The sequence below is a fragment of the Methylobacillus methanolivorans genome, assembly GCF_054588515.1.
Genome location: NZ_BAAILT010000002.1, coordinates 919,566 through 939,610 on the forward strand (window position 1 = coordinate 919,566; position 20,045 = coordinate 939,610).

The 20,045-nt window shown below is 51.8% G+C and carries 20 protein-coding genes; 6 read left to right on the forward strand and 14 right to left on the reverse strand.

What is annotated here, in order from left to right; translation table 11 throughout:
* Positions 1–10 precede the first annotated feature (10 nt).
* From LG202_RS05600 to LG202_RS05615, 4 genes are read right to left on the reverse strand one after another with little or no spacing between them, the layout of a single operon-like run.
* The gene (locus LG202_RS05600; RefSeq protein ID WP_230347415.1) at positions 11–640 is read right to left on the reverse strand and encodes an amino acid kinase family protein; all 630 of its coding nucleotides are present in this window, start codon (positions 638–640) and stop codon (positions 11–13) included.
* On the reverse strand, positions 627–2,009 hold the full coding sequence (pabB, locus tag LG202_RS05605) for an aminodeoxychorismate synthase component I (RefSeq protein ID WP_230347416.1): 1,383 nt from the start codon (positions 2,007–2,009) through the stop codon (positions 627–629). The genes LG202_RS05600 and pabB overlap by 14 nt, the downstream gene beginning before the upstream one ends.
* Positions 2,009–3,082 (reverse strand): hydantoinase/oxoprolinase family protein, encoded by a 1,074-nt coding sequence (locus tag LG202_RS05610; protein ID WP_230347417.1) that lies wholly within the window; start codon positions 3,080–3,082, stop codon positions 2,009–2,011. Before LG202_RS05610 ends, pabB begins: the two co-directional genes overlap by 1 nt.
* On the reverse strand, positions 3,075–4,061 hold the full coding sequence (locus LG202_RS05615; protein WP_230347418.1) for an ATP-grasp domain-containing protein: 987 nt from the start codon (positions 4,059–4,061) through the stop codon (positions 3,075–3,077). Before LG202_RS05615 ends, LG202_RS05610 begins: the two co-directional genes overlap by 8 nt.
* Positions 4,062–4,098: 37 nt before the next feature.
* Here LG202_RS05615 and LG202_RS05620 point away from each other — a divergent pair, with 37 nt between their 5' ends.
* Positions 4,099–4,803, forward strand: coding sequence for a HisA/HisF-related TIM barrel protein (locus LG202_RS05620; RefSeq protein ID WP_230347419.1), 705 nt, complete (start codon positions 4,099–4,101; stop codon positions 4,801–4,803).
* An 85-nt stretch (positions 4,804–4,888) separates the two neighbouring features.
* On the opposite strand, the gene fae is transcribed toward LG202_RS05620, so the two are convergent.
* The 10 genes from fae to LG202_RS05670 form a co-directional block, all read right to left on the reverse strand.
* Positions 4,889–5,425, reverse strand: coding sequence for a formaldehyde-activating enzyme (fae, locus tag LG202_RS05625; protein ID WP_230347420.1), 537 nt, complete (start codon positions 5,423–5,425; stop codon positions 4,889–4,891).
* 346 nt (positions 5,426–5,771) lie between these two features.
* Positions 5,772–6,317 (reverse strand): 6-phospho-3-hexuloisomerase, encoded by a 546-nt coding sequence (gene hxlB / locus LG202_RS05630; RefSeq protein WP_230347421.1) that lies wholly within the window; start codon positions 6,315–6,317, stop codon positions 5,772–5,774.
* A 117-nt stretch (positions 6,318–6,434) separates the two neighbouring features.
* Positions 6,435–7,064 carry a 3-hexulose-6-phosphate synthase gene (hxlA, locus tag LG202_RS05635; protein ID WP_230347422.1) on the reverse strand — a complete coding sequence of 210 codons (630 nt, stop codon included), beginning with the start codon at positions 7,062–7,064 and terminating at the stop codon, positions 6,435–6,437.
* A gap of 144 nt (positions 7,065–7,208) precedes the next feature.
* Positions 7,209–8,159 carry a transaldolase gene (tal, locus tag LG202_RS05640; protein ID WP_230347423.1) on the reverse strand — a complete coding sequence of 317 codons (951 nt, stop codon included), beginning with the start codon at positions 8,157–8,159 and terminating at the stop codon, positions 7,209–7,211.
* A 136-nt stretch (positions 8,160–8,295) separates the two neighbouring features.
* Complete coding sequence (locus tag LG202_RS05645) at positions 8,296–9,144, reverse strand: triphosphoribosyl-dephospho-CoA synthase (RefSeq protein ID WP_230347424.1); 849 nt, start codon at positions 9,142–9,144, stop codon at positions 8,296–8,298.
* Entirely contained in the window at positions 9,141–10,064 is a 924-nt protein-coding gene (locus tag LG202_RS05650) for an ATP-grasp domain-containing protein (RefSeq protein WP_230347425.1), read from the reverse strand. The genes LG202_RS05645 and LG202_RS05650 overlap by 4 nt, the downstream gene beginning before the upstream one ends.
* Complete coding sequence (gene mch / locus LG202_RS05655) at positions 10,064–11,047, reverse strand: methenyltetrahydromethanopterin cyclohydrolase (RefSeq protein ID WP_230347426.1); 984 nt, start codon at positions 11,045–11,047, stop codon at positions 10,064–10,066. Before mch ends, LG202_RS05650 begins: the two co-directional genes overlap by 1 nt.
* The gene (locus tag LG202_RS05660) at positions 11,028–12,170 is read right to left on the reverse strand and encodes an ATP-grasp domain-containing protein (protein WP_230347427.1); all 1,143 of its coding nucleotides are present in this window, start codon (positions 12,168–12,170) and stop codon (positions 11,028–11,030) included. The genes mch and LG202_RS05660 overlap by 20 nt, the downstream gene beginning before the upstream one ends.
* Before the next feature lie 26 nt (positions 12,171–12,196).
* Complete coding sequence (locus LG202_RS05665) at positions 12,197–13,093, reverse strand: NAD(P)-dependent methylenetetrahydromethanopterin dehydrogenase (RefSeq protein ID WP_230348050.1); 897 nt, start codon at positions 13,091–13,093, stop codon at positions 12,197–12,199.
* 94 nt (positions 13,094–13,187) lie between these two features.
* A complete protein-coding gene (locus LG202_RS05670) occupies positions 13,188–14,198 on the reverse strand; it encodes a beta-ribofuranosylaminobenzene 5'-phosphate synthase family protein (protein ID WP_268867568.1) in 1,011 nt (336 codons plus the stop codon).
* Positions 14,199–14,455: 257 nt separating this feature from the next.
* Here LG202_RS05670 and LG202_RS05675 point away from each other — a divergent pair, with 257 nt between their 5' ends.
* The 5 genes from LG202_RS05675 (at position 14,456) to LG202_RS05695 (ending at position 19,980) form a co-directional block, all read left to right on the forward strand.
* On the forward strand, positions 14,456–15,751 hold the full coding sequence (locus LG202_RS05675) for a molybdopterin-binding domain-containing protein (protein ID WP_230347428.1): 1,296 nt from the start codon (positions 14,456–14,458) through the stop codon (positions 15,749–15,751).
* 21 nt (positions 15,752–15,772) lie between these two features.
* Positions 15,773–17,449 (forward strand): formylmethanofuran dehydrogenase subunit A, encoded by a 1,677-nt coding sequence (locus LG202_RS05680; RefSeq protein WP_230347429.1) that lies wholly within the window; start codon positions 15,773–15,775, stop codon positions 17,447–17,449.
* Positions 17,449–18,357, forward strand: a complete 909-nt coding sequence (fhcD, locus tag LG202_RS05685) for a formylmethanofuran--tetrahydromethanopterin N-formyltransferase (protein WP_230347430.1) — start codon at positions 17,449–17,451, stop codon at positions 18,355–18,357. The genes LG202_RS05680 and fhcD overlap by 1 nt, the downstream gene beginning before the upstream one ends.
* Positions 18,354–19,160, forward strand: coding sequence for a formylmethanofuran dehydrogenase subunit C (locus LG202_RS05690; RefSeq protein ID WP_230347431.1), 807 nt, complete (start codon positions 18,354–18,356; stop codon positions 19,158–19,160). The genes fhcD and LG202_RS05690 overlap by 4 nt, the downstream gene beginning before the upstream one ends.
* A gap of 163 nt (positions 19,161–19,323) precedes the next feature.
* Positions 19,324–19,980, forward strand: coding sequence for an OmpA family protein (locus LG202_RS05695; protein WP_230347432.1), 657 nt, complete (start codon positions 19,324–19,326; stop codon positions 19,978–19,980).
* Positions 19,981–20,045 lie beyond the last annotated feature (65 nt).

Genomic DNA, 20,045 nt, shown 5'->3' on the forward strand with positions numbered 1-20,045 from the left:
CATATCTCCTTTAATTCCAGGCACATCGAACTGGCAAACCTACCCTTTCCAGTTCTGCCTCGCTAAAACCATCATTGAATGCCACGCAATCCTGCCGCCCAACCACCCAGGTGTTGAATGCCCGGCCAGCAATATGATCACCAAAGGCACTATCGACAAAACCTTCCTTGGTGAGTTTTTCAAGGGATACTTGCTGGTCTGCATCAGGGCGTGAGGACTTCACCAGGATCAGGTGCTCGGCATTGAGCTTGGCAGCTAGGTAGGCAGCCAGGCTGTCAGAAGTAATGCCCCAGTTCATTGGAATGCTTTCATCGGCGCAGATCATGTCGCTCGGCAACCAGACAATGCCACGGTGCTGCCAGCCGCGCTCAGCGATTTCCAGCTCGCTTTTGGCTGTCACCAAGCGTGGGCTAAGGCCCGTCATCAGCACACCATATTGATCCATCGCCATCACCGCCATGCGGTGTGCGGTCGCATCATCAATACCACTGCTGATCTGCGCATCTCGCACCGCATCGGCAAAGATGCCGCCGCCAGGCACGATCAGCACCTTGCCATCTCCATGGCGCGCGACAATATCCAGCCAGAGATTAAGCTCAGATGAGCCGAGAAGACTACCGCCCAGTTTAATTACCCACATCTTGGTCACCCCGAAAATGTTCGACGAGTTTTAGCATGGTTGATGCTTTATCCCAGGTTTCACGATATTCTTTATCGCCTTCCGAATCCGCTACGATACCACCTCCAGCCCAGAAACGGATTTCCCCGTGTGAATAAACGGCAGTGCGGATGGCAATATTGGTATCCATATTGCCATCAAAACCGATATAGCCAATGGCACCGCAGTAGATACCGCGACGATGCGGCTCCAGCTCTTCAATGATTTCCATCGCCCGTAGCTTGGGCGCACCTGTGATGGAGCCACCGGGGAAAGCGCCGCGCAGCAAGTCAACCGCCTCGTATTGATCAGCCAGCTTGCCCGTCACCGTGCTCACCAGATGATGAACATTGGCATAGCTCTCCAGCACGAACAGGCGATCCGCCCGCACCGAACCCGTCGCACAACTCTTGCCTATATCATTGCGCAGCAAATCGACGATCATCAAGTTTTCTGCTCTATCCTTCAGACTACTCTGCAGGTCTGCCGCTTGGCGAGCATCCTCACCAGCATCGCTTGAGCGTGGTCGCGTACCTTTGATTGGGCGGGTTTCCACATGACGACCACTCACCTGGAGAAAGCGCTCTGGTGAATCAGACAATACCTGCACCCCTGGCAGGTTCATGAAGGCCATGAATGGTGCCGGGCCTATTGCACGCAGGTATTGATATGCCTGCCATGCATCGCCCTCTGCCGCAGCACTAAAGCGCTGCGCCAGATTCACCTGGTAGCAATCGCCCTCGTGGATATAACGCTGGATGCGCTCAAATGCCTGCTGATAAGTCGCCGCATCAACATTAGAACGGACAGGCGAATTGATCGAAAAAGCAGCAATCGGTTGCTTACCGGCATGTGTGAACAATGCAAATAAGGTTTCCCACTCAGCCTTGCGCGCTTCGGTAATGGCGCAAGACACAAGCCAGGCTTGCTGTTTACGGTGATCAACAATGACTGCCCAGTCATAAATACCCACCATCAACGCGGGAATACGCTCACCATCGTGGGCCTGGGCAGGTAAGGATTCAATATTGCGCGCCAGATCGTAACCAAAGTAACCAACAGCACCACCCGTGAAGGGTAAATCTGACTCTAAACGAGGGTATTGCTGTAATGCCTGTTTCAATAGCGAGAAAGGGTCAAGGTCCGACTCATGTACACCCTGCTGGTCCTGTATTTCAGTGACACCATCCCGTGTCGTCAACGTCATGACAGGATCAGCTACCATAATGTCATAGTGCCCGTATTCATTGCCGGGGCGCCCACTATCTAGATAAATTGCCCAGGGTCGCTGGGCGATCTTGGCAAACAGTGTGGAGCTATCTGCGTAATATGGCAGTTCTCGCCTAAGCATCACGCCTCCCCACCCGTCGCAGGAATACCCAGGTTAGCCACTGCATAAGCAGGCAGGCAAACCCCGGCCCAATTTCTCACTTGATCAGACTCGGCTTTTATCAATGAACTCGCAGCAATAAACTCATGGCCCAATTGCTGGGCCAGCTCGCGCACTAGGAAAGTACCAGCACCTGCGCCAATAAATGGTGTGCCTGGCCGAATCAGGTTACGTGACAGATTGCGCAAAGTCGCATGGCGCAGCAAGTCCAGCTGCTGCTGCTTGAATGCCTGCGCCAGATGGATCCAAGCAGCTCTATCGGCATCACCAGCATCCCATCCCACCATGCGTGCCAGACGCCTGCTGGTCTCTTCCACACTTTTCCCTGCACCATCGGCAGTTGCAGCCATGTCTTCCTGCGGGTCAAGCTCCCCTAGCAAACGATAGACATCGGCTGTGGTGGCAAAATGCTCTGCCGCAAGATTGTGCCATTGCCCGGCGAAAGGCACCCGGGAAGCCAATGCCATGAGTGATGTACGCACCACGCCGGTGTAAACTAACTCTTCTTGCTGCATGCGTTCGGCATCCGTTGTCCCCAAGTTGGCTGGCTGCGCATCCTGCAACAAGACAAAATCGGCTGTGGTGCTACCAATATCGACAAACAGGCCCTGCTTCAACCTTCGGGCAACAAAGGCCGCACTGGCCAGCCAATTGGCTGATGCAATCACATGACTGTGAGCCTGCACCTGCGCCAACGGGACGAAACCATCAGCACCGGCAAAAAACCATACATCTCCACTCAACTTGGCATGTACGCGTGTGGCGATCTGCCATACACCCGTTGGGCGATCAGGGAAAATATCGGCCAGTTCACCCGTCATGGTCACGCTATGGCGTACACCCTGCGATACATTCAACTGCGCAAGTGCTGCATCCAGCGCCGCATCCAGCTGCTCAAGCCCTTGCCATAATGGGCAAGGCACCTGCACTACCTTGACGGCAACACCATCTGCGCGCACTAATGCCGCTTTCAGATTGGCACCACCTATGTCCCAACCAAGATATTGTTGGGCTGACGGGGTTGTTTCAGTCATTCAGATTGATTTCAATTCGGTTGCGCTGCAACTCGGCGGGCAGCGTAAAGTCTGTATTATAAAGCAAGTCCAGCAACAGCCGCGCCGGGTTATAGGCCATTGCCGCTTGCAATCCGGCAAAAGAAGTCGTCAGGCGAGGATTCACCTCCAGCACATGCAATCGACCATCAAGACCAACGATCAGGTCTACCCCGACATAACCAAACAATCCAGGAATAGCAGCAGCCACCTGCTGCGCAATCCCGTCAAATTCTTGCCAGTACCCAATCAAGCCATTCACTACTCCACCACAATATGCAATCTCGCCTTGATCGAACTCAACCACCTGTTGATTACACGCAAGGAGCCATGATTTTCCGTCGCGACAAAGCATGGTCAGGCTGGCTGCTTGCCCTTCCACATAAGGCTGGATGACGTAATCCGCTGGCATATCGCTTAACCAGCTCTCTAACGCAGCAACCTCATGGAAATAACGTGCGCCATCACAACTCACGCCATCGTCAGGCTTAACCACCCAGCCCTGTGTCACTGCAGGGTAAGCAGGTGCACGCGTTGTTTCTACCACGGCCATACCAGCCCGATGCAAGTGCTGGAAGGTTTGCCACTTGCTGCTGGTCACTTCAACTGCTGATGAAGCACTAGAAAGCAATATTTTTCCAGATGACTCTACTAGTGCCGTCATCTGCAATAACACGCCAGCACTTTCCGGGGCGACCAACCAGATGAGATCGACCTCTGCCATGAGTGATGTCCACACCTGCCAAGGCATATCGTCACCCTGCAATACATGGCACGAATCTACATGCCCTGGAGATGGCACACGGTCATCATGTATCGTGAATATCCGTACCCCAGGCATGTGGCGCATGGCATCCAGCATCGCATCACGCATCAGGACGGCCTCTTTCACCAACATTGGGGGAATAGGCTCACGGTATAATCCCCCTGCCGTCAGGTATTCACACACCAGAATACGCATAGAAGCCGGTAATCGTGTCGAGTAAAAAGGAGTATTTGTGCAAGTTATACCTGTGGTTGATCTGATGAATGGCGTCGTCGTTCACGCCCGCAAAGGCAATCGTGCACATTACCAGCCGATTCTATCCAGCTTGTGCCAGGGCAGTACAGTCTCAGACATTGTGGATGCCCTGCTTGGATTATACCCATTCCCTAGCCTCTACATTGCTGATCTGGATGCCATACAACAGCGCGGACATCATCGCCCCCTCGTTGGCGCTTTACTGGATGCACACCCGAGCCTGGAAATATGGATTGACGCCGGGACTCACTCAATGACAGATATCGAACTCTGGCAACATGAACGCATACGCCCGGTATTAGGGACCGAAAGTATTCCTGACATCAACATTTGGCATCAACTTTCGCTGGCCTGTGCGAACCGCCATATTCTGTCACTAGACTTTACCTTCGCTGGCTACCAAGGCCCAGAGGAGTTGCTAGAAAATGCTAGCTTATGGCCACAAGAGGTCATCATCATGAGCCTGCCACAAGTCGGCAGCAATAATGGCCCGGATATTGATCGATTAAAAGAATTGCGCGCCCGCGCTCCAAATCACCAACTCTATGCTGCTGGCGGTACTCGCCACCTAGCCGACCTACAGTTGCTGAATCAACTAGGCATAAAAGGCAGCCTTGTTGCCAGTGCCCTGCATCAAGGAGATTTAGATACCGCAAGCTTGCATTCACTGGGAAGCCTATAAAACAAAAAGCCCTGATAGCAATATCAGGGCTTTTATCTGGTGTCCGGCATCATGATGGCGATACCGGATCTTCCAATCTAAATGATTACTTAGCTTGGAATGGGTGAGCAGATTCCTTGTAGCTCTTCAGTACATCAGCTACCTTAGGCTCACGTGCAACAGCGTTCTTGATCGCTTGCTTAGTTGCTTGGTAGTTCCACTCTTGGATACGCTCATCGATGTCAGCACGGCTGTCGATGAATACACCTACGGAGATGAATACGTCATCAGCTTCTTCTTGTGGGATGGTGCCATCAGCAACACAATCCATCACAGCCATCGCGATACCGCGTTGTGCTGGGCCAAACATCTGAACAGCTTGCTTACCGTTCTTGATAGTTACTTTGTTGAACATCACAGTAGCAGGCTTCACCATCAGGTTAGGAGCCACGATAGCCAACAGGCCGTTTACGCCTTCCTTTTGGTCGGTCAAGGTACGGCAGAAAGCATCTTCTGCAGCGCTACCGCGTGGTCCAATAATCAGATCGATGTGAGCTACGTTCAGCAGGTCGAGGCCGCTGCCGTCAGGACGATTGTCAATAACAAGAGCTTCACCTACTAAAACGCGATCAATAACTGCCATTTCATTCTCCAATATAAAGTTTCCGTAGAAACACGTCGACATTGCTGGGTTAGCTATGCCATCTAACTGCCTTACGTCTGTTTAACGTCAAGCCTGAAAATTTGCAAATATTATACATAGTTTATGAAAACTATGTGAATCCGCACGATAATAATTTGCTTCCATACAAATTCAACAACGACCTCCACCCGTCGCATTAGCACAGCTGCAATTCCGACGATGATAGAAAGGTAACGGCGAGTTAGTGTAATACTTTAAAAATAAGTTCACACAGGATTGAAAAATAAACAACAAAAAACCCGGAGGCCTCAGGCACATCCGGGTTTTCATTCACCAAGAGTGAAAATTACTCGAGGTTCGCATGAATCGCGCGCATACCTTCTTCTGTCAGACCTTTTTGATCTACCAGCTTGGCAATAGTCGCTTCGAGGAACCACAGGGTGGACAACTCGAAAATAGTACCCATAGGCATACCATGAGTCTTGTCAAATGCATTGGCATCGTTGCCACCAACTGGCACAACCAGATCAGCCAATTCAGCCATTGGGGACTGAGCCTTCATGGAAATAACGATAATCTTGGCACCTTGGCTCTTTGCCTTCTTAACCAAAGGCATCAGGGTTTCTGTGCTGCCAGAGCCAGAGATCACAATGAAAAGATCACCAGCTTGGATACTTGGAGTAACAACTTCACCGACCATGCTAACTTGGTAACCTGCATGCACCAAGCGCATTGCAAAGAAACGGGAAACCAGCAAGGAACGGCCAGCACCACCGATAAATGTACGGCCGGCTGCATCGACTAGACTCAAAATCTTGTCGTCATAGCCTTCAGCAGTGTTATTGATAACATTGGTCAGCTTGCTGACCACGAGCTCTTGATATTTGTTCATAGCATTCACCTTAAATAAACGATGATGAAATTCTAAAAGACCATAACAAAAAATCCACCAACTTAGCTCTTACGAGCTACGTATGGTGGATTTTTTTAGCTTAGCTTAAGCGAAAAATTACTTAGCCAGGCCAGTGATTTCAGCAGCAGCAGCAGCTGGGTCAGCAGCACCGTAGATAGCAGCGCCAGCAACGATGATGGTAGCACCAGCGTCTTTAACTTGTGCAACAGTAGCAGGCTTAACACCACCAGCTACGGAAACTTCCAGACCCAGGTTCAGGCCAGTTACAGTTGCCAGGTCAGCAAAAGGAGTTTGACCAGCAGCTTGTTGGTCCAGACCAGTGTGAACGCCGATGATGTGCGCGCCCAGCTTAGCAACTTCCTTAGTACGAGCAGCCTTGTCACCAACATTGATCAGGTCGATCTGTGCCTTCTTGCCGTACTTGTTAGCAGCGTCGATTACGCCTTTGATTGTACCCAGATCAGCTACGCCCAGAACGGTAGTGATATCAGCACCAGCCTTGTAGAAAGGCTCAGCTTCGTAGAAGCCAGCATCCATAGTCTTCAGGTCAACCAGGATCTTGTTGTTAGGGAACTTTGCGCGCAGAGTTTCCAGCAACTTGATACCGTTGTGCTTGATGCATGGTGTACCGATTTCAAGAATGTCAACGTGTGGAGCTACCTTTTCAGCCAGCGCAACAGTTGCGTCGAAATCCAGTGAATCTAATGCCATTTGTGTCAATGCCACGATACTTCCTCCAAAAGGGTTACAAATTGAGTACTACTAAAAATCAAAACTACTTTTTATACAAAAGCGGAACGGCAATGGTAATCGCCAAGCGCGCCGGATGTCAACGCCAATGAGGCGCTGGCATCTAGGCGATTGAAACGATTACAGCTTTTCAGCCAATGCCTTTTCCAGCTTGTTCTGGTCAACCACGAAACCACGGATGCCTTCAGCCAACTTTTCTGTTGCCATCGCATCTTCGTTCTGATCAAAACGGAATTCCTTCTCTGTCAACAGAGCAGGACGTTGCTTGGTTGCACCATTGTCCACCAGTACGCGTGGCAGGTTACCTTCGGTAGCCTTCAGCTCTTCCAGCAGGTTAGGAGAAACTGTCAGACGGTCACAACCAGCAAGTGCAGTAATTTCACCAGTGTTACGGAAGGAAGCGCCCATCACGACGGTCTTGTAACCGTGCTCCTTGTAGTAAGCGTAGATCTTGCGAACAGACAACACGCCTGGATCAGTTTCAGAAGTGTAGTTTTCACCAGTCTTGGCTTTGTACCAATCGAGGATACGACCAACGAATGGGGAGATCAGGAATACACCAGCTTCAGCACATGCACGTGCTTGAGCGAAGCTAAACAAGAGTGTCAGGTTGCAGTTGATGCCTTCCTTTTCAAGGATTTCACCAGCCTTGATGCCTTCCCATGTGGAAGCCAGTTTGATCAGCACGCGGTCCTTGGAAATGCCAGCATCAGCGTACAGCTTGATGAGCTTGCGACCCTTTTGCACCATAGCATCGGTATCAAAGGACAGACGCGCATCCACTTCAGTGGAAATCTTGCCTGGGATGTGCTTGAGAATCTCTTGGCCAATCAGCACAGCCAGCTTGTCAGCAGCATCTTCGATTTGTTGTGCCTTGTCACCGCTTTGGGACTTGGCATAAGCAATCGCTTCGTCGATCAGCGGAGCGTATTGTGGCAGTGTGCTTGCCTTCAGCAACAGGGATGGGTTGGTGGTTGCATCGTAGGGCTTAACGCTCTTGATCGCTTCCACGTCACCGGTGTCAGCCACGATCGTGGTGAATTCCTTAAGTTGATCGAATAAATTAGCCATATTGCTCCTCCTTGAGAAAATACAGAAATATTACGCTTGAAAATTTGCTTGCCCAGCTTGGAGGCTGTTCAGGCCACGAATAGGCCCGAGACCCCTCCCAGGGAATCGGGCTAGTATAACTGAAATTCGGGTATAACTATAGAGCATCACTTTGTGACAAAGTATAGGCCAGCAAGGTGGCCACCGTCAGATCGGCACTGGTTCCCGGGTTAAGCTTTTGCGCCTTCAGCTCTGCGTCAAACTGCAGCAATGTGCGCTGATACAGCTTGGGGTTTTCATGGGAAAGCAAAGCATGAAGATGCGCAGCAGCCTGACGGCTGACCTCTTCTGCACGTACTTGATCATATTTCCGCTGGATATGGCTATCTGGAAACTCGCTCAGCAATGTCAGATAAAGCACCGTCGTTGCCCAAGCCGGATTTTCCCACTTGTTCAGCGCCTGCGTATAAGACTCAACACCTACGCCAAAAACATCCTCGAAGCCGTGCGCATACTGCCAGGCAATACGGTCACGCTCAGCAGCAGCCTGCATGGCAACAAGCAAGCTGATCGTGGGTGCCTCATGCACATCATGTACATCAGCATCACCCAAACCTCCGGGAGCAGCACGGGCTATCGCCTTGAAAGCAAGCGTAGCGTCATCAACATCCAACTCGGCCAATACAAGCTGCAATTTCTCGCGTAGCGAGCCTGTGGCCGTATTGGATAAAGCCGCATGAATCAAGGGGGCAGACAGCAGAACAATGCCAAGATTGGTATTGCAATCCACCACTTTCCAGGTTGCCTCGACAGAGGCCAATATCCGCTGACCTACCGATAAACCAGGCTGCGCAATCACACCAGCCACAGCATCGGCACTATGGATGAACTCCTGCACAACCATGCCATGACCATCGGCAAAAATATGTACATTGCCAGGCTTAAGGCTGCTCAGTTCCGCCATGCAAGCCACACGAAACGCTTCAGCAATACGTTGATGCATCATGAAACAACCGTCAAAGCTGGCTGTGTATGCATGTACGACAGAAAATCATCAACAAGCAGCTGCCCAATATCTACGCCGGTAGCGCCCTGCAATCCTTTCCAGGCTGGAATGCTGTTGACCTCCAGCACATAAAGCTTACCGTCACCATCACGAATTACATCCACACCACAATAATCGACATTGACCGCCCTGGCAGCAGCCTCGGCCAATTGTGCCAGCTCACCCTGTGCCTCAATCGCCTCACAACGTCCACCTTGGGCCACATTATTTACCCAATGGCTACCATGGCGAATCATGGCAGCTACCGCCTGCCCCTTGATCACAAACACGCGATGGTCATGCCAGGCCCCTTCGCCGCTATCAATATAGCTCTGTAGATAATAAAGGCCATCTACATACTGCTCCATGGGGATAGGGAATGGAGTTTCATGCGTAAGCTTGCGTATACCCTGACCCTGCGAGCCGAATAAAGGCTTGAGCACCAATGGGCGCCCTGCCATGGTTTCCCGCAGATAGATTTCCTGGGCCTGGTAGCGCGACTCGCAGACCCAGGTTTGCGGCGTAGGCACATGGTTTAGGTGTAGCAGAAAACTGGTCATGGCTTTATCAACAGTGCGCTCGACCGCATACCCGTCGTTATACACCACCACGCCAAGCAACTTGAGTGCATGCAGGATATCCAGCCGCGCAATCACACGCTGCAACGTGCCGCCAGGCACTCCTCGCACAAAGACGCCTTTGGGCAACTCACGCTCAAACCCTGGAATCAACACTGGCGGCAAACCATTGCCCACCAGATTCAATGTGCACTCTTTCAGTGAAACAAATACCGCTTCATATCCACGCGCAGCAAACGCCTCCTTGAGGCGCTTGCCATGCCATCCGGGATCGTCGGTAAAAACCGGAATGCGTTGATTCACTATGCACTATAACCAAATGACTGATCCAACAAGGCCGCATCCAGCTTACCACCAGTGAAGCTCTTGCCCGACTCAACCGCAGTCACGGTCACTGCAGCAGGACTGAACAACATCGGGTCAATCTTGTAGAAGTCCATATTGACGGCCTTGAACACTTCAGCAAAGGGGCGACCATAATCACGGGAAGCGCTGCTTGGCAACTCCTTAGCCAGCTTGGCCGCCGCTTCATCGCTGCCCTTAACGAAGATATGCGCATGACCACCAAACAGGATCGCATCGTTGGTACGTCCCATGCCGATCAGGAAATCCGGTGCTGGCGGTGGCAATGGCGCACTCGCCATACCGTCAACCACATTCTCCAATGGGAAATGCAAGGTATGGATTTTGTGCAAGGCAACTTCCAGCACACGCGCCACAATCTGCACAGTACCAGCGAGGCTACGTGTAGGCGTCAGGATAAAAGTCAGGTTTTCTGCCTTGACACCAGTATCACGCGCCACCTTTTCCACCACTTCCTGCGGAGGTACCTTGTCGCTTTCCAGCACAAGCACGGCAGCATCAGCACTGTCTTTGTAACCCAGCTCTTTATAAAGCTCTTCACGGCCAGCCAGCGCACGACCAGGCCCAGAGCCTAAAGAGAAAAACTTCTCATGAGACAGGCTCCAACCAGCATATTGGCTACCCAGGCAAGACAGCACTGGATTATTGGAATGCACGGATAGTGCCCACGGCCAGTGCGGGAATGTGTTGGAAGATTGCAGATTGACATGACCCAAACCACCCATGCAGATTTCGGCAATCAATCGCCCCGCTTCCAGACCACCCTCAGCATTGATGCCCGCATCAATGACAGTAGCTCCACTTGGCAATTTCTCTACCAGCAGGCGCAAGGTCTTGGCATTATCGACCAGATATTTAACCAACGGATTGGTAAGCTGATTAACGCTAGGCCAGTAACTGGTATCAATCGCAGCCTCGGACATGAGATTCTCCTAATTTATCTATATCAATGGTTGTATATGGCTTGAGCATAGCGCTCAATAATGTCATACGTGTTTTTGCAAGCGCTTCTGCCGCATCCACATCACCAGCCTCGGCTTGAACACTACAAAGCGGCATATCGCGTGCGATCAGGGTATGCGCCAAAGGCTTGTCCACTACCCATTCAGGCCATGGAAAATGCTGCGGAATGCGTATATCGAAAGGAGCGTAGAATACCAGATTCGCCGCTGCTTGGATTAGCGCTATTGGGTGAGAAATTAAAGGCTTTCCTGATATATGCGCCGCCAGCCATTCTGCTTGCCAGGCAACAGGATACAAGCCCAGGCTTGCACTCAGGCGCGGATTCACCTCCAACACCCAAAACTGTTCGCCCTGCACCATCACATCCAGACTGTTCAAGCCACGCAAGCCCAATGTCGCAGATAAATCGCGCGCAGCCTGTATCAGGCCCTGCTTGATGCTATCAGGCAACACTAACGGCCCTGCTAGGCCACCGTAACGATACGGCAGTTGATTGGTCGGAGATACCACTTGCCTCTGAAAGCCTAGTACAGAGACACCCGACTCGTGAGCCATGAACAGCAACGAAACTGGGACACCATCGACAATTCGCTGGAAATAGACATCGTCATCACGCACTGATAAATCCACGTGCTGAATATGCATACCACCACAGCCCCCCTGGCGCTTGCATATCCAGCGAGACAAGTCATTTGGTGGAATAGCCGAGGGGTCAACACAGGTATCTGGCACAGGGATGTCATATTGACGGCATCGCTGGAAAAAAACAGGGGCGTTTTTGCTAGCAACCACAACCTCTGAAGCATTGCCAATCAAATTAACTTGCGAAGCGATTTGCGCAAGTAAGGTAGGCTGAGACTCGAAACCGCTGCCATACAGCAAATCTTGGGCGCCGAACTCACGCATTGCAGGCAAAAGGCAGTGCAATATTGCATCTGGCACAAAGCCCTGCTTGCCATAATCCAGCACAAGATGCTTGGCACTGGCTTGCAACGTATTTTCGTCACCAAAAACATCGGCAGCCAGGACTTGATATCCTGCTGCCGACGCTGCAACAACATAAGGGCGGACATTCGCCGCCACGATTGCAATTTTATGATTCAGTTGAATTACACGAGCTCTTTACGTGCCAATTCAAAAGCGGTCATGAAGTCGATGTAAACATGGCTTTGACCTTCAAGCATACGCTTGAACAGGCGTTGTTGCGTTTGGTACTTGATGTTACCAATCGCCAATGCACCTACACCATAAATCTCGGTACCTTCGATCAATACGCCATCAGCCATCACGCCCACACCTTCAGCACCTGTCGGTGGTACGGCATTCACGTCAGCGACAACTTTTAATGTCTTGGAGCTTTTCATTTGCTCAATAGTCAACACGCGAACACCAGCTGCTGCACAGCAAAGCGCGATGTCGGTGCTTGCCAAAATCTGGGTCTTCAGCTCATCGCTGCTACCGTCCACGCAGACAATATTGGTGCCATAACGCTTGTTGTATGCTGCAGCCTTTTCTTCAACATCTGCCATGGTCTTGTGTGCCACCATCTGCACAGTCGCACCGTATTTGGATGCAATCACGGCAGTACAGCCACCTACAGGACCGGTAGCACCAAAGACGCTAACCTTACGGCCTTCAAGCGTGCCACCAAAATTCTTAATCAGCAGTTGCTCAACGCGGGCCATCATGGCAGCAGAAGTAGTGAAAGCGCCGGATGGATCGGCAAACACGGAAATCTCGAATGGAGGCACCATGGACTTCTTGGCTGTTTCCAGCATATCCATGGCCAAATCAACATCACGACCACCGATCAGCATGCCAGTACGCCATACGCCGCGAGGACCGCGAGAGAAAATGGCATCTTGTACCAGGCCAGTCACTTCGCTCAATTGCACATTGGTATATTGTGCAATGGCATCGTAACCTGCATCGTATGCCATGTTGACATCAAAAGGACTCGCGTTCTTTGATGGCGTAATAAAGTGTAATACATAAGGCTTTTCCAATTTGGTCCCTTCCATTTCGCTTGCCCTCATTTAATGCGGTGCTTCACGTTGAATAAATAATGGCAACCGCCATCGTTTCATAAAATCTTCAAGACTATTCCACTGAGCAGGTACTGATCTGCGCACCAGAATTAATCCCCTGACACAAGACAAATTCCACTTGTGGAAAATGGGAATATCGGGATTCTAGCGCGTCCAGCAGTGCTCGTGCATCTGTTTCATCGGCACAGATAGCAAAACCTGTAGGTCCCCATGAGCTTTGACCTAGGCAATCCACCCCATCGGCCTCAAGTTGGCCCAGAATCTTTGAAATTGCAGGGCTGGCATAACGCCCCCCCTGCGCTGGTGCAAAATGATCGCCAGTACGCCACTGCAACTCGCGGATTGCCTGTCCAAAAGCCGGTAAATCATGCTCCGCCAAAGCTGGCAAAGCCTGCATCAGCAAATGGCGGCACAAGATAGCCGCACTATCGGCAGGGAACTCTGGCAACCTGCGGAAAGCCTCCAACTCCTCTGCGCCATGCACACCGGTATGGCTACGATCAAACATCAGGATAATGCGCCACTCTGGAGGAAATTCTGATCGCGCAATGATAGGAGGCACATCCGTACCCTCGCCACGACCGCCGTCAACAATGACCCCACCTTGCGCAAAAGTCCCTAGCCCTATGCCCGATCTCGCACCACGAGATGTCAGCACGGCAATATCTCGCAGACTTAAGCCGAGATTGAATAGCTGATTGATTGCCGAGCCAACGGCTAATGACATTTGTGTACCGGACCCCAGGCCTGCATGCTCTGGAATGGCAGTTTGAATGCGGATATGAAATCCATGAGAGATATCAAGTGACTGTGCAATCGCCTGAGCAATTTTCAAGCCACGCTCAGCACTGGGGCCCTCAACAGAAATAGCCTCTGCAGCAAATACCTGCAAGGAAGTGGCAGGTTTGTCCAACGACACACCGATACTACCGAACTTGCGGCCCAAATTACCGTTGAGATCAAAAAACCCCATATGCAACCGTGCCGTGGTAACAACACTGACGCCCTGCTTATTGATAATAAATTCCTTCAGCTTGCGAGAAACCGGCACTTGTGATGCCAATAATCCGCCATTGTAGCCCAGCCCGCTTAAGTTTAAAAAGTGCGGACTAAGAATTTCCTGATTTGAAGCACAATGAAATCAGCTGTATCTAAAGTAGCTGTTAACGTGCTTTCAAGCTGTTTTCAGGCAGAATCACGGAGTATAATCCCTAAGCCAAGCACAACAGGCTTGTACGATAGCAATCGGTGTCACCGGTTTGCACCATGCCTGATCAAGGCATGATCCTTGAGGAACTAACCAGTTTTCGGATGGAGAACATGACGCAATCAACCCATTTTCCAGCAGCCTCGCTGGAAGCCGTGCCCTATCCTGCCGACGGGCTACTAAGCGACGACCTTCGGCTCAATCGCGATAGCGCAGGCACCCTTTCCCTTGAATCTCCAGACTGTCCCAAAAGCAAGGCCTTTTTCGAGAGCACCTATGCTGACGCATCACCAACCATCAATGGACAAGCCACGACACTAGAAGCTGCAATCAAGAAAGCAACTGAACTGTTTCGTGATGCCAAGCATCCGCTGCTAAGCGGCCTTGCCACTGATGTATACGGCATGCGTGCCGTTATGAATCTTGCCGAAAGCACAGGCTCGACCATCGATCACATGAATTCCAAGAGTTCCATGAAGAACATCTTGGTGATGCAAAACTCCGGTTGGTATGTCACCACCCTCAGCGAAGTCAAGAATCGGGTAGATCTATTATTGGTGGTTGGCACCGATATCGTCAGCTATTTCCCACGTTTTTTTGAGCGCATGATCTGGAACAAGGAAGCCATGTTCACCGAGAATACGGCTGAACGTGACATTGTTTACCTAGGTGGCCGCAACCTGAATACGGTTCCAGGCGTTTCCCCTACGGGTAAACAACCCAATGTTTTGCCCTGTGACTTGGATAAAGTACCTGAAGTGCTCGCGGCATTGCGCGCCATCGTGGCTGGCAAGCCGCTCAAGGCTGACAACATCGCCGGAGTTTCACGTCAGTCACTGGAGAAACTGGCAGAGCGCCTCAAGGCAGCAAAATATAGCGTTGTGGCATGGACAGGTAGCGCACTAGATTTCCCACATGCTGAACTCTCTATCCAGAATATCGTCGGCATCGTACAGGAGCTGAATAAGACTACCCGTAGCGCAGGCTTGCCACTCAGTGGTAATGATGGCGATGTCACGGCATATAACGTCAGCACCTGGATCAGTGGTTATCCTTTCCGCAATTCCTATCGCCGCGGCTATCCCGACTACGATCCATATCATTACGATACCTCCCGCTTATTGGCGGAAGGCGAAACCGATATCCTGGTCTGGATCAACAGCTTCAATCCCGAGCGCCTGCCGCCCCAGAGCAACGGCCCCACAATTGTCATTGGTCATCCTGGCATGCAATTCAAGCAGTCCCCGGATGTCTTCATCCCGATCGCGATTCCCGGGCTGGAAGCCAATGGTGCGCAATTCCGCAGCGATAGCTCGGTCACATTGCCGTTGCGCAAATTGCGCGACACCAGCCTGCCCACACTCGCCGATGTGCTCTCTTCCATAGAGTCTGCACTCAAGGCTGCTTAAGCAAGTCAAGGAACCAGAAACATGCTGATTAAACTGACAGGTGGCCGGGTCTACGATCCAGCCCACCAGATTGACGGCAAAGTCATGGATATTTATGTCCGTGATGGCCGCATCATTGATCGCCCTCGCGACAATGAATCCATAGACCAAGAATACGACCTGCGCGGCAAGGTTGTCATGGCAGGTGCCATAGACATGCACACCCACATCGGTGGTGGCAAGGTCAACATCGCCCGCCTCATGCTGCCTGAAGATCACCGCAGCTCTGCCACTAGTCATAGCGATGCCTGTCGTGCAGGCTGTGGCCATGCCGCTCCTTCCACGCTGAATACCGGCTATCGCTATGCTGAGATGGGATACACCGCAGGTTTTGAGCCTGCACTCTCCCCGGTCAACGCTCGCCAATCCCACCTGGAGATGTGCGACATCCCCATCCTGGACCGTGGTGGTTATGCCATGCTGGGTAGCGATGACTACTTCTTGCGTATGCTGGCCGCCAAGAAAGACCAGAATGCCATCAATGACTACGTTGCGTGGATATTGCATGCAACCCAAGCCATCGGCATTAAAGTGGTTAACCCTGGTGGCATCAATGCCTTCAAGTTTAACCAGCGCGCATTGAACCTAGACGAACAGAATGTGCATTACCAGGTGACACCACGCGAGGTGCTGCAATCCCTGACTCGCGCAGTGTATGAACTCGGCATTGCCCACCCGCTGCATGTGCACGGCAACAATCTGGGCGTACCAGGCAATGTTGACACCACACTCAAGACCATGGGCGCAGTGGAAGGCTACCCGGTTCACCTCACGCATATCCAGTTTCACAGCTACGGCACCGAGGGCGACCGCAAGTTCTCTTCTGGAGCAGCAGCGATTGCAGAAGCACTCAATAAGCACAAGAATGTTTCTGCCGACGTAGGCCAGATTTTGTTCGGCCAAACCGTCACCGCTTCTGGCGATAATATGCGTCAATACGCCAATTCCGGCCACGCGTCGCCCAACAAATCAGTGCTGATGGATATTGAGTGTGACTCCGGATGCGGCGTCGTGCCATTCAAGTACAAAGACAAGAATTTCGTCAATGCGCTGCAATGGGCGATTGGCCTGGAAATCTTCTTATTGACTGAAGACCCATGGCGCATCTTCCTCACCACCGATCACCCGAATGGCGCACCGTTCACCAGCTACCCGCACCTGATCCGCTTGCTGATGGATAAGAGCTTCCGCAACGACATGTTCACCAAGCTCAACCTGGATGCCCAGGCCATGAGCACGCTGACGTCTATCGAGCGCGAATACAGCCTCTACGAGATCGCCATCATGACACGTGCTGGTGCAGCCAAGCTGGTCGGCCTGCATGACCGTGGACATCTCGGCGTTGGAGGTGCTGCTGACATCACCGTATATACCGACAATCCAGACCGTGAAGCGATGTTTGCCAAACCTGATTATGTATTCAAGGACGGCGAGCTGGTAGTCAGGGACGGCCAAGTGGTCAAGGTAACCTGGGGCAGCACGCATACAGTCAAGCCTGACTTTGACCGCAGCATAGAGAAGGATCTCAAGCAATATTTCGACCGCTATCACACCATGAACATGGAAAATTACAAGGTCAACGCCGCCGAGCTTGAAGACGGTGGTCGTGGCAAGGTCATTGTTCAGGAAGCCAAGGGTCGCAGGGAGAAAACAGCATAATGATTATTAACGGCGTCACCATAGACGACACCTTTGCCGAAGCCTTTGGCATGCGCGGCACCCGTGTCATCATCACCGCGCAGAACCTGCGCTGGGCCTACAACGCTGCACGCGCCATGACCGGCTTTGCCACTTCGGTGATTGCCTGCGGCGTAGAAGCTGGCATTGAACGTGAGCTCACCGAGGATGAAACTCCGGATGGCCGCCCTGGCGTATCCATCCTCATGTTTGCCATGAGCAGCGCAGTGTTGATCAAGCAACTGGAAACCCGCATGGGGCAATGCGTATTAACTTGCCCTACTGCTGCGGCATTCTCCGGCATCAATGATGGCTACGAGGAAATCACCAAAATCAACCTCGGCAAGAACCTGCGTTTCTTTGGTGATGGATTCCAGATATCCAAGCAGTTCAACGGCAAGCGCTACTGGCGCGTGCCGGTGATGGACGGCGAATTCCTCACTGAAGAAAGCACGGGCATGATCCGTTCCGTGGGCGGCGGCAACTTCCTGATCCTCGCAGAATCTCAACCACAAGCCCTGGCAGCCTGCGAAGCCGCCATCGACGCGATGAGCAAGGTGCCCAATGTCATCATGCCATTCCCCGGTGGCGTTGTGCGCTCCGGCTCTAAGGTCGGCTCCAAGTACAAGGCATTGATCGCGTCGACCAACGATGCGTTCTGCCCCACACTCAAGGGCATCACTAAAACCGAGCTTTCGCCCGAGATTGAATCCGTGATGGAAATCGTCATTGATGGCCTCACCGACCCCGATATCCGCGTTGCTATGCGCGCAGGCATTGCAGCAGCCTGCGAACTCGGTGCCAAGAACGGCATCAAGCGTATTTCCGCAGGCAACTATGGTGGAAAACTCGGTCCTTATCACTTCAAGCTAAGGGAGATCATGGCATGAGCGCTTTGACCTTCACACTCAACACCACCCTGCAACAACGCGTAGATTTATCCCCACTCACGCCTGACAACCTGGCAGGCAAAAGTCTGGCGGATATTGGCAGCCTGCTGCTTGATAGCGGCCGCCAAAAGTTACGCGTTGATAGCCTGTTCGATATTGCCGGAGACGATGCCGCAGAGATCGTCTTCAATAATGCCAATGGCAAACTGGACTTTATCGGTAGCCAGATGAAATCAGGCCGTATCACAATCAATGGTAGCGCTGGCTCGTATCTTGGCTTGCAAATGCGTAATGGTCATATTGTGCTCAATGGCAACGCTGATGCTTTTGCCGCAAGTGGTCTGGCAGGTGGTCTCATCGAGATTAAGGGCAACGCCGGAGACTTCCTTGCCGCAGCATTGCCAGGTGACCGCAAGGGCATGAAAGGTGGCGTCGTACTGATTAGCGGCAATGTAGGTGAGCGCGCGGGCGACCAGATGCGTCGCGGCATCATCTTGATTGAAGGCAATGCAGGGAGCTACCTCGCCTCTCGCATGCTGGCTGGTACCATTGGTGTGCTGGGCAGTGTCGGTGAATATGTCGGTTACGGCATGCGCCGTGGCACGTTGCTGCTCACGCAAGAGCCTCAACTACATGCCACCTTGCAAGACTGTGGCACTCACACCTTGCCTTACCTCAGCTTGATGTTTAAGTCATTCCGCAATTTGCCAAGCAAATTTGCCAGCATCAGCAAAAACCGCGTACAGCGTTATGCTGGCGATATTGCCAATGATGGCAAGGGTGAAATCCTGGTGTTCAAATAAGCTTCATTGCATCACACCAGATAAAAAAGCCCGTGCCTGCCTGGACGGGCTTTTTTCATTTTTCCAATCAAATATCAACAAATGTTAATCACTGAAATAGCGAACTTATGCTGAGTTAAACTGACAAAAGCATTAATGCGTTACCCAACAATAAAGGAAGATCATGAAAACTCAACTGACCATTAGCGCACTCGTCACAGCCCTGATATTAAGCGGCTGTGCCAATATGTCTGAAACTCAGAAAGGTACCGCAAAAGGCGCTGCAATTGGTGCAGGTGCAGGCGCTGTAGTAGGTGCTATCGCAGGCAAGGGCAAAGGCGCAGCGATTGGCGCTGCCGTCGGTGCTGGTGCTGGTGCCATTGCGGGCAATGTATGGTCCAAGCGCATGGAAGAACAAAAGCGACAGATGGAAGAAGCCACTCAAGGTACTGGCGTGCAAGTCTCTCAAACTGAAGACAATCAGCTCAAGCTTGCGATCCCTAGCGATGTATCTTTCGCGTCCGGCAAGGCAGATATCCAGCCTAATTTCCGCCCGGTGCTGGAAAGCTTTGCCACGACACTGAAAAACAACCCACGTACACTGGTCACCATTATTGGTCACACAGACAACACCGGGTCTGATTCCATCAATAACCCACTCTCTATCAACCGTGCTGCCAACACACGTGATTATCTGACTGCCCGTGGTATTGCTGCCAATCGCTTTACTATTGATGGCCGCGGCTCTCGCGAGCCATTGGTGGCCAACGATACAGCAGCCAACCGCGCCAAGAACCGCCGCGTAGAGATTTTTGTCGCAGAGCCTGCACCCGCGCAGTAAAACCTTTACTCAAGCGACTGTGATTGAGTAATAAAAAAGCCCGAGTTTATCGGGCTTTTTTTATG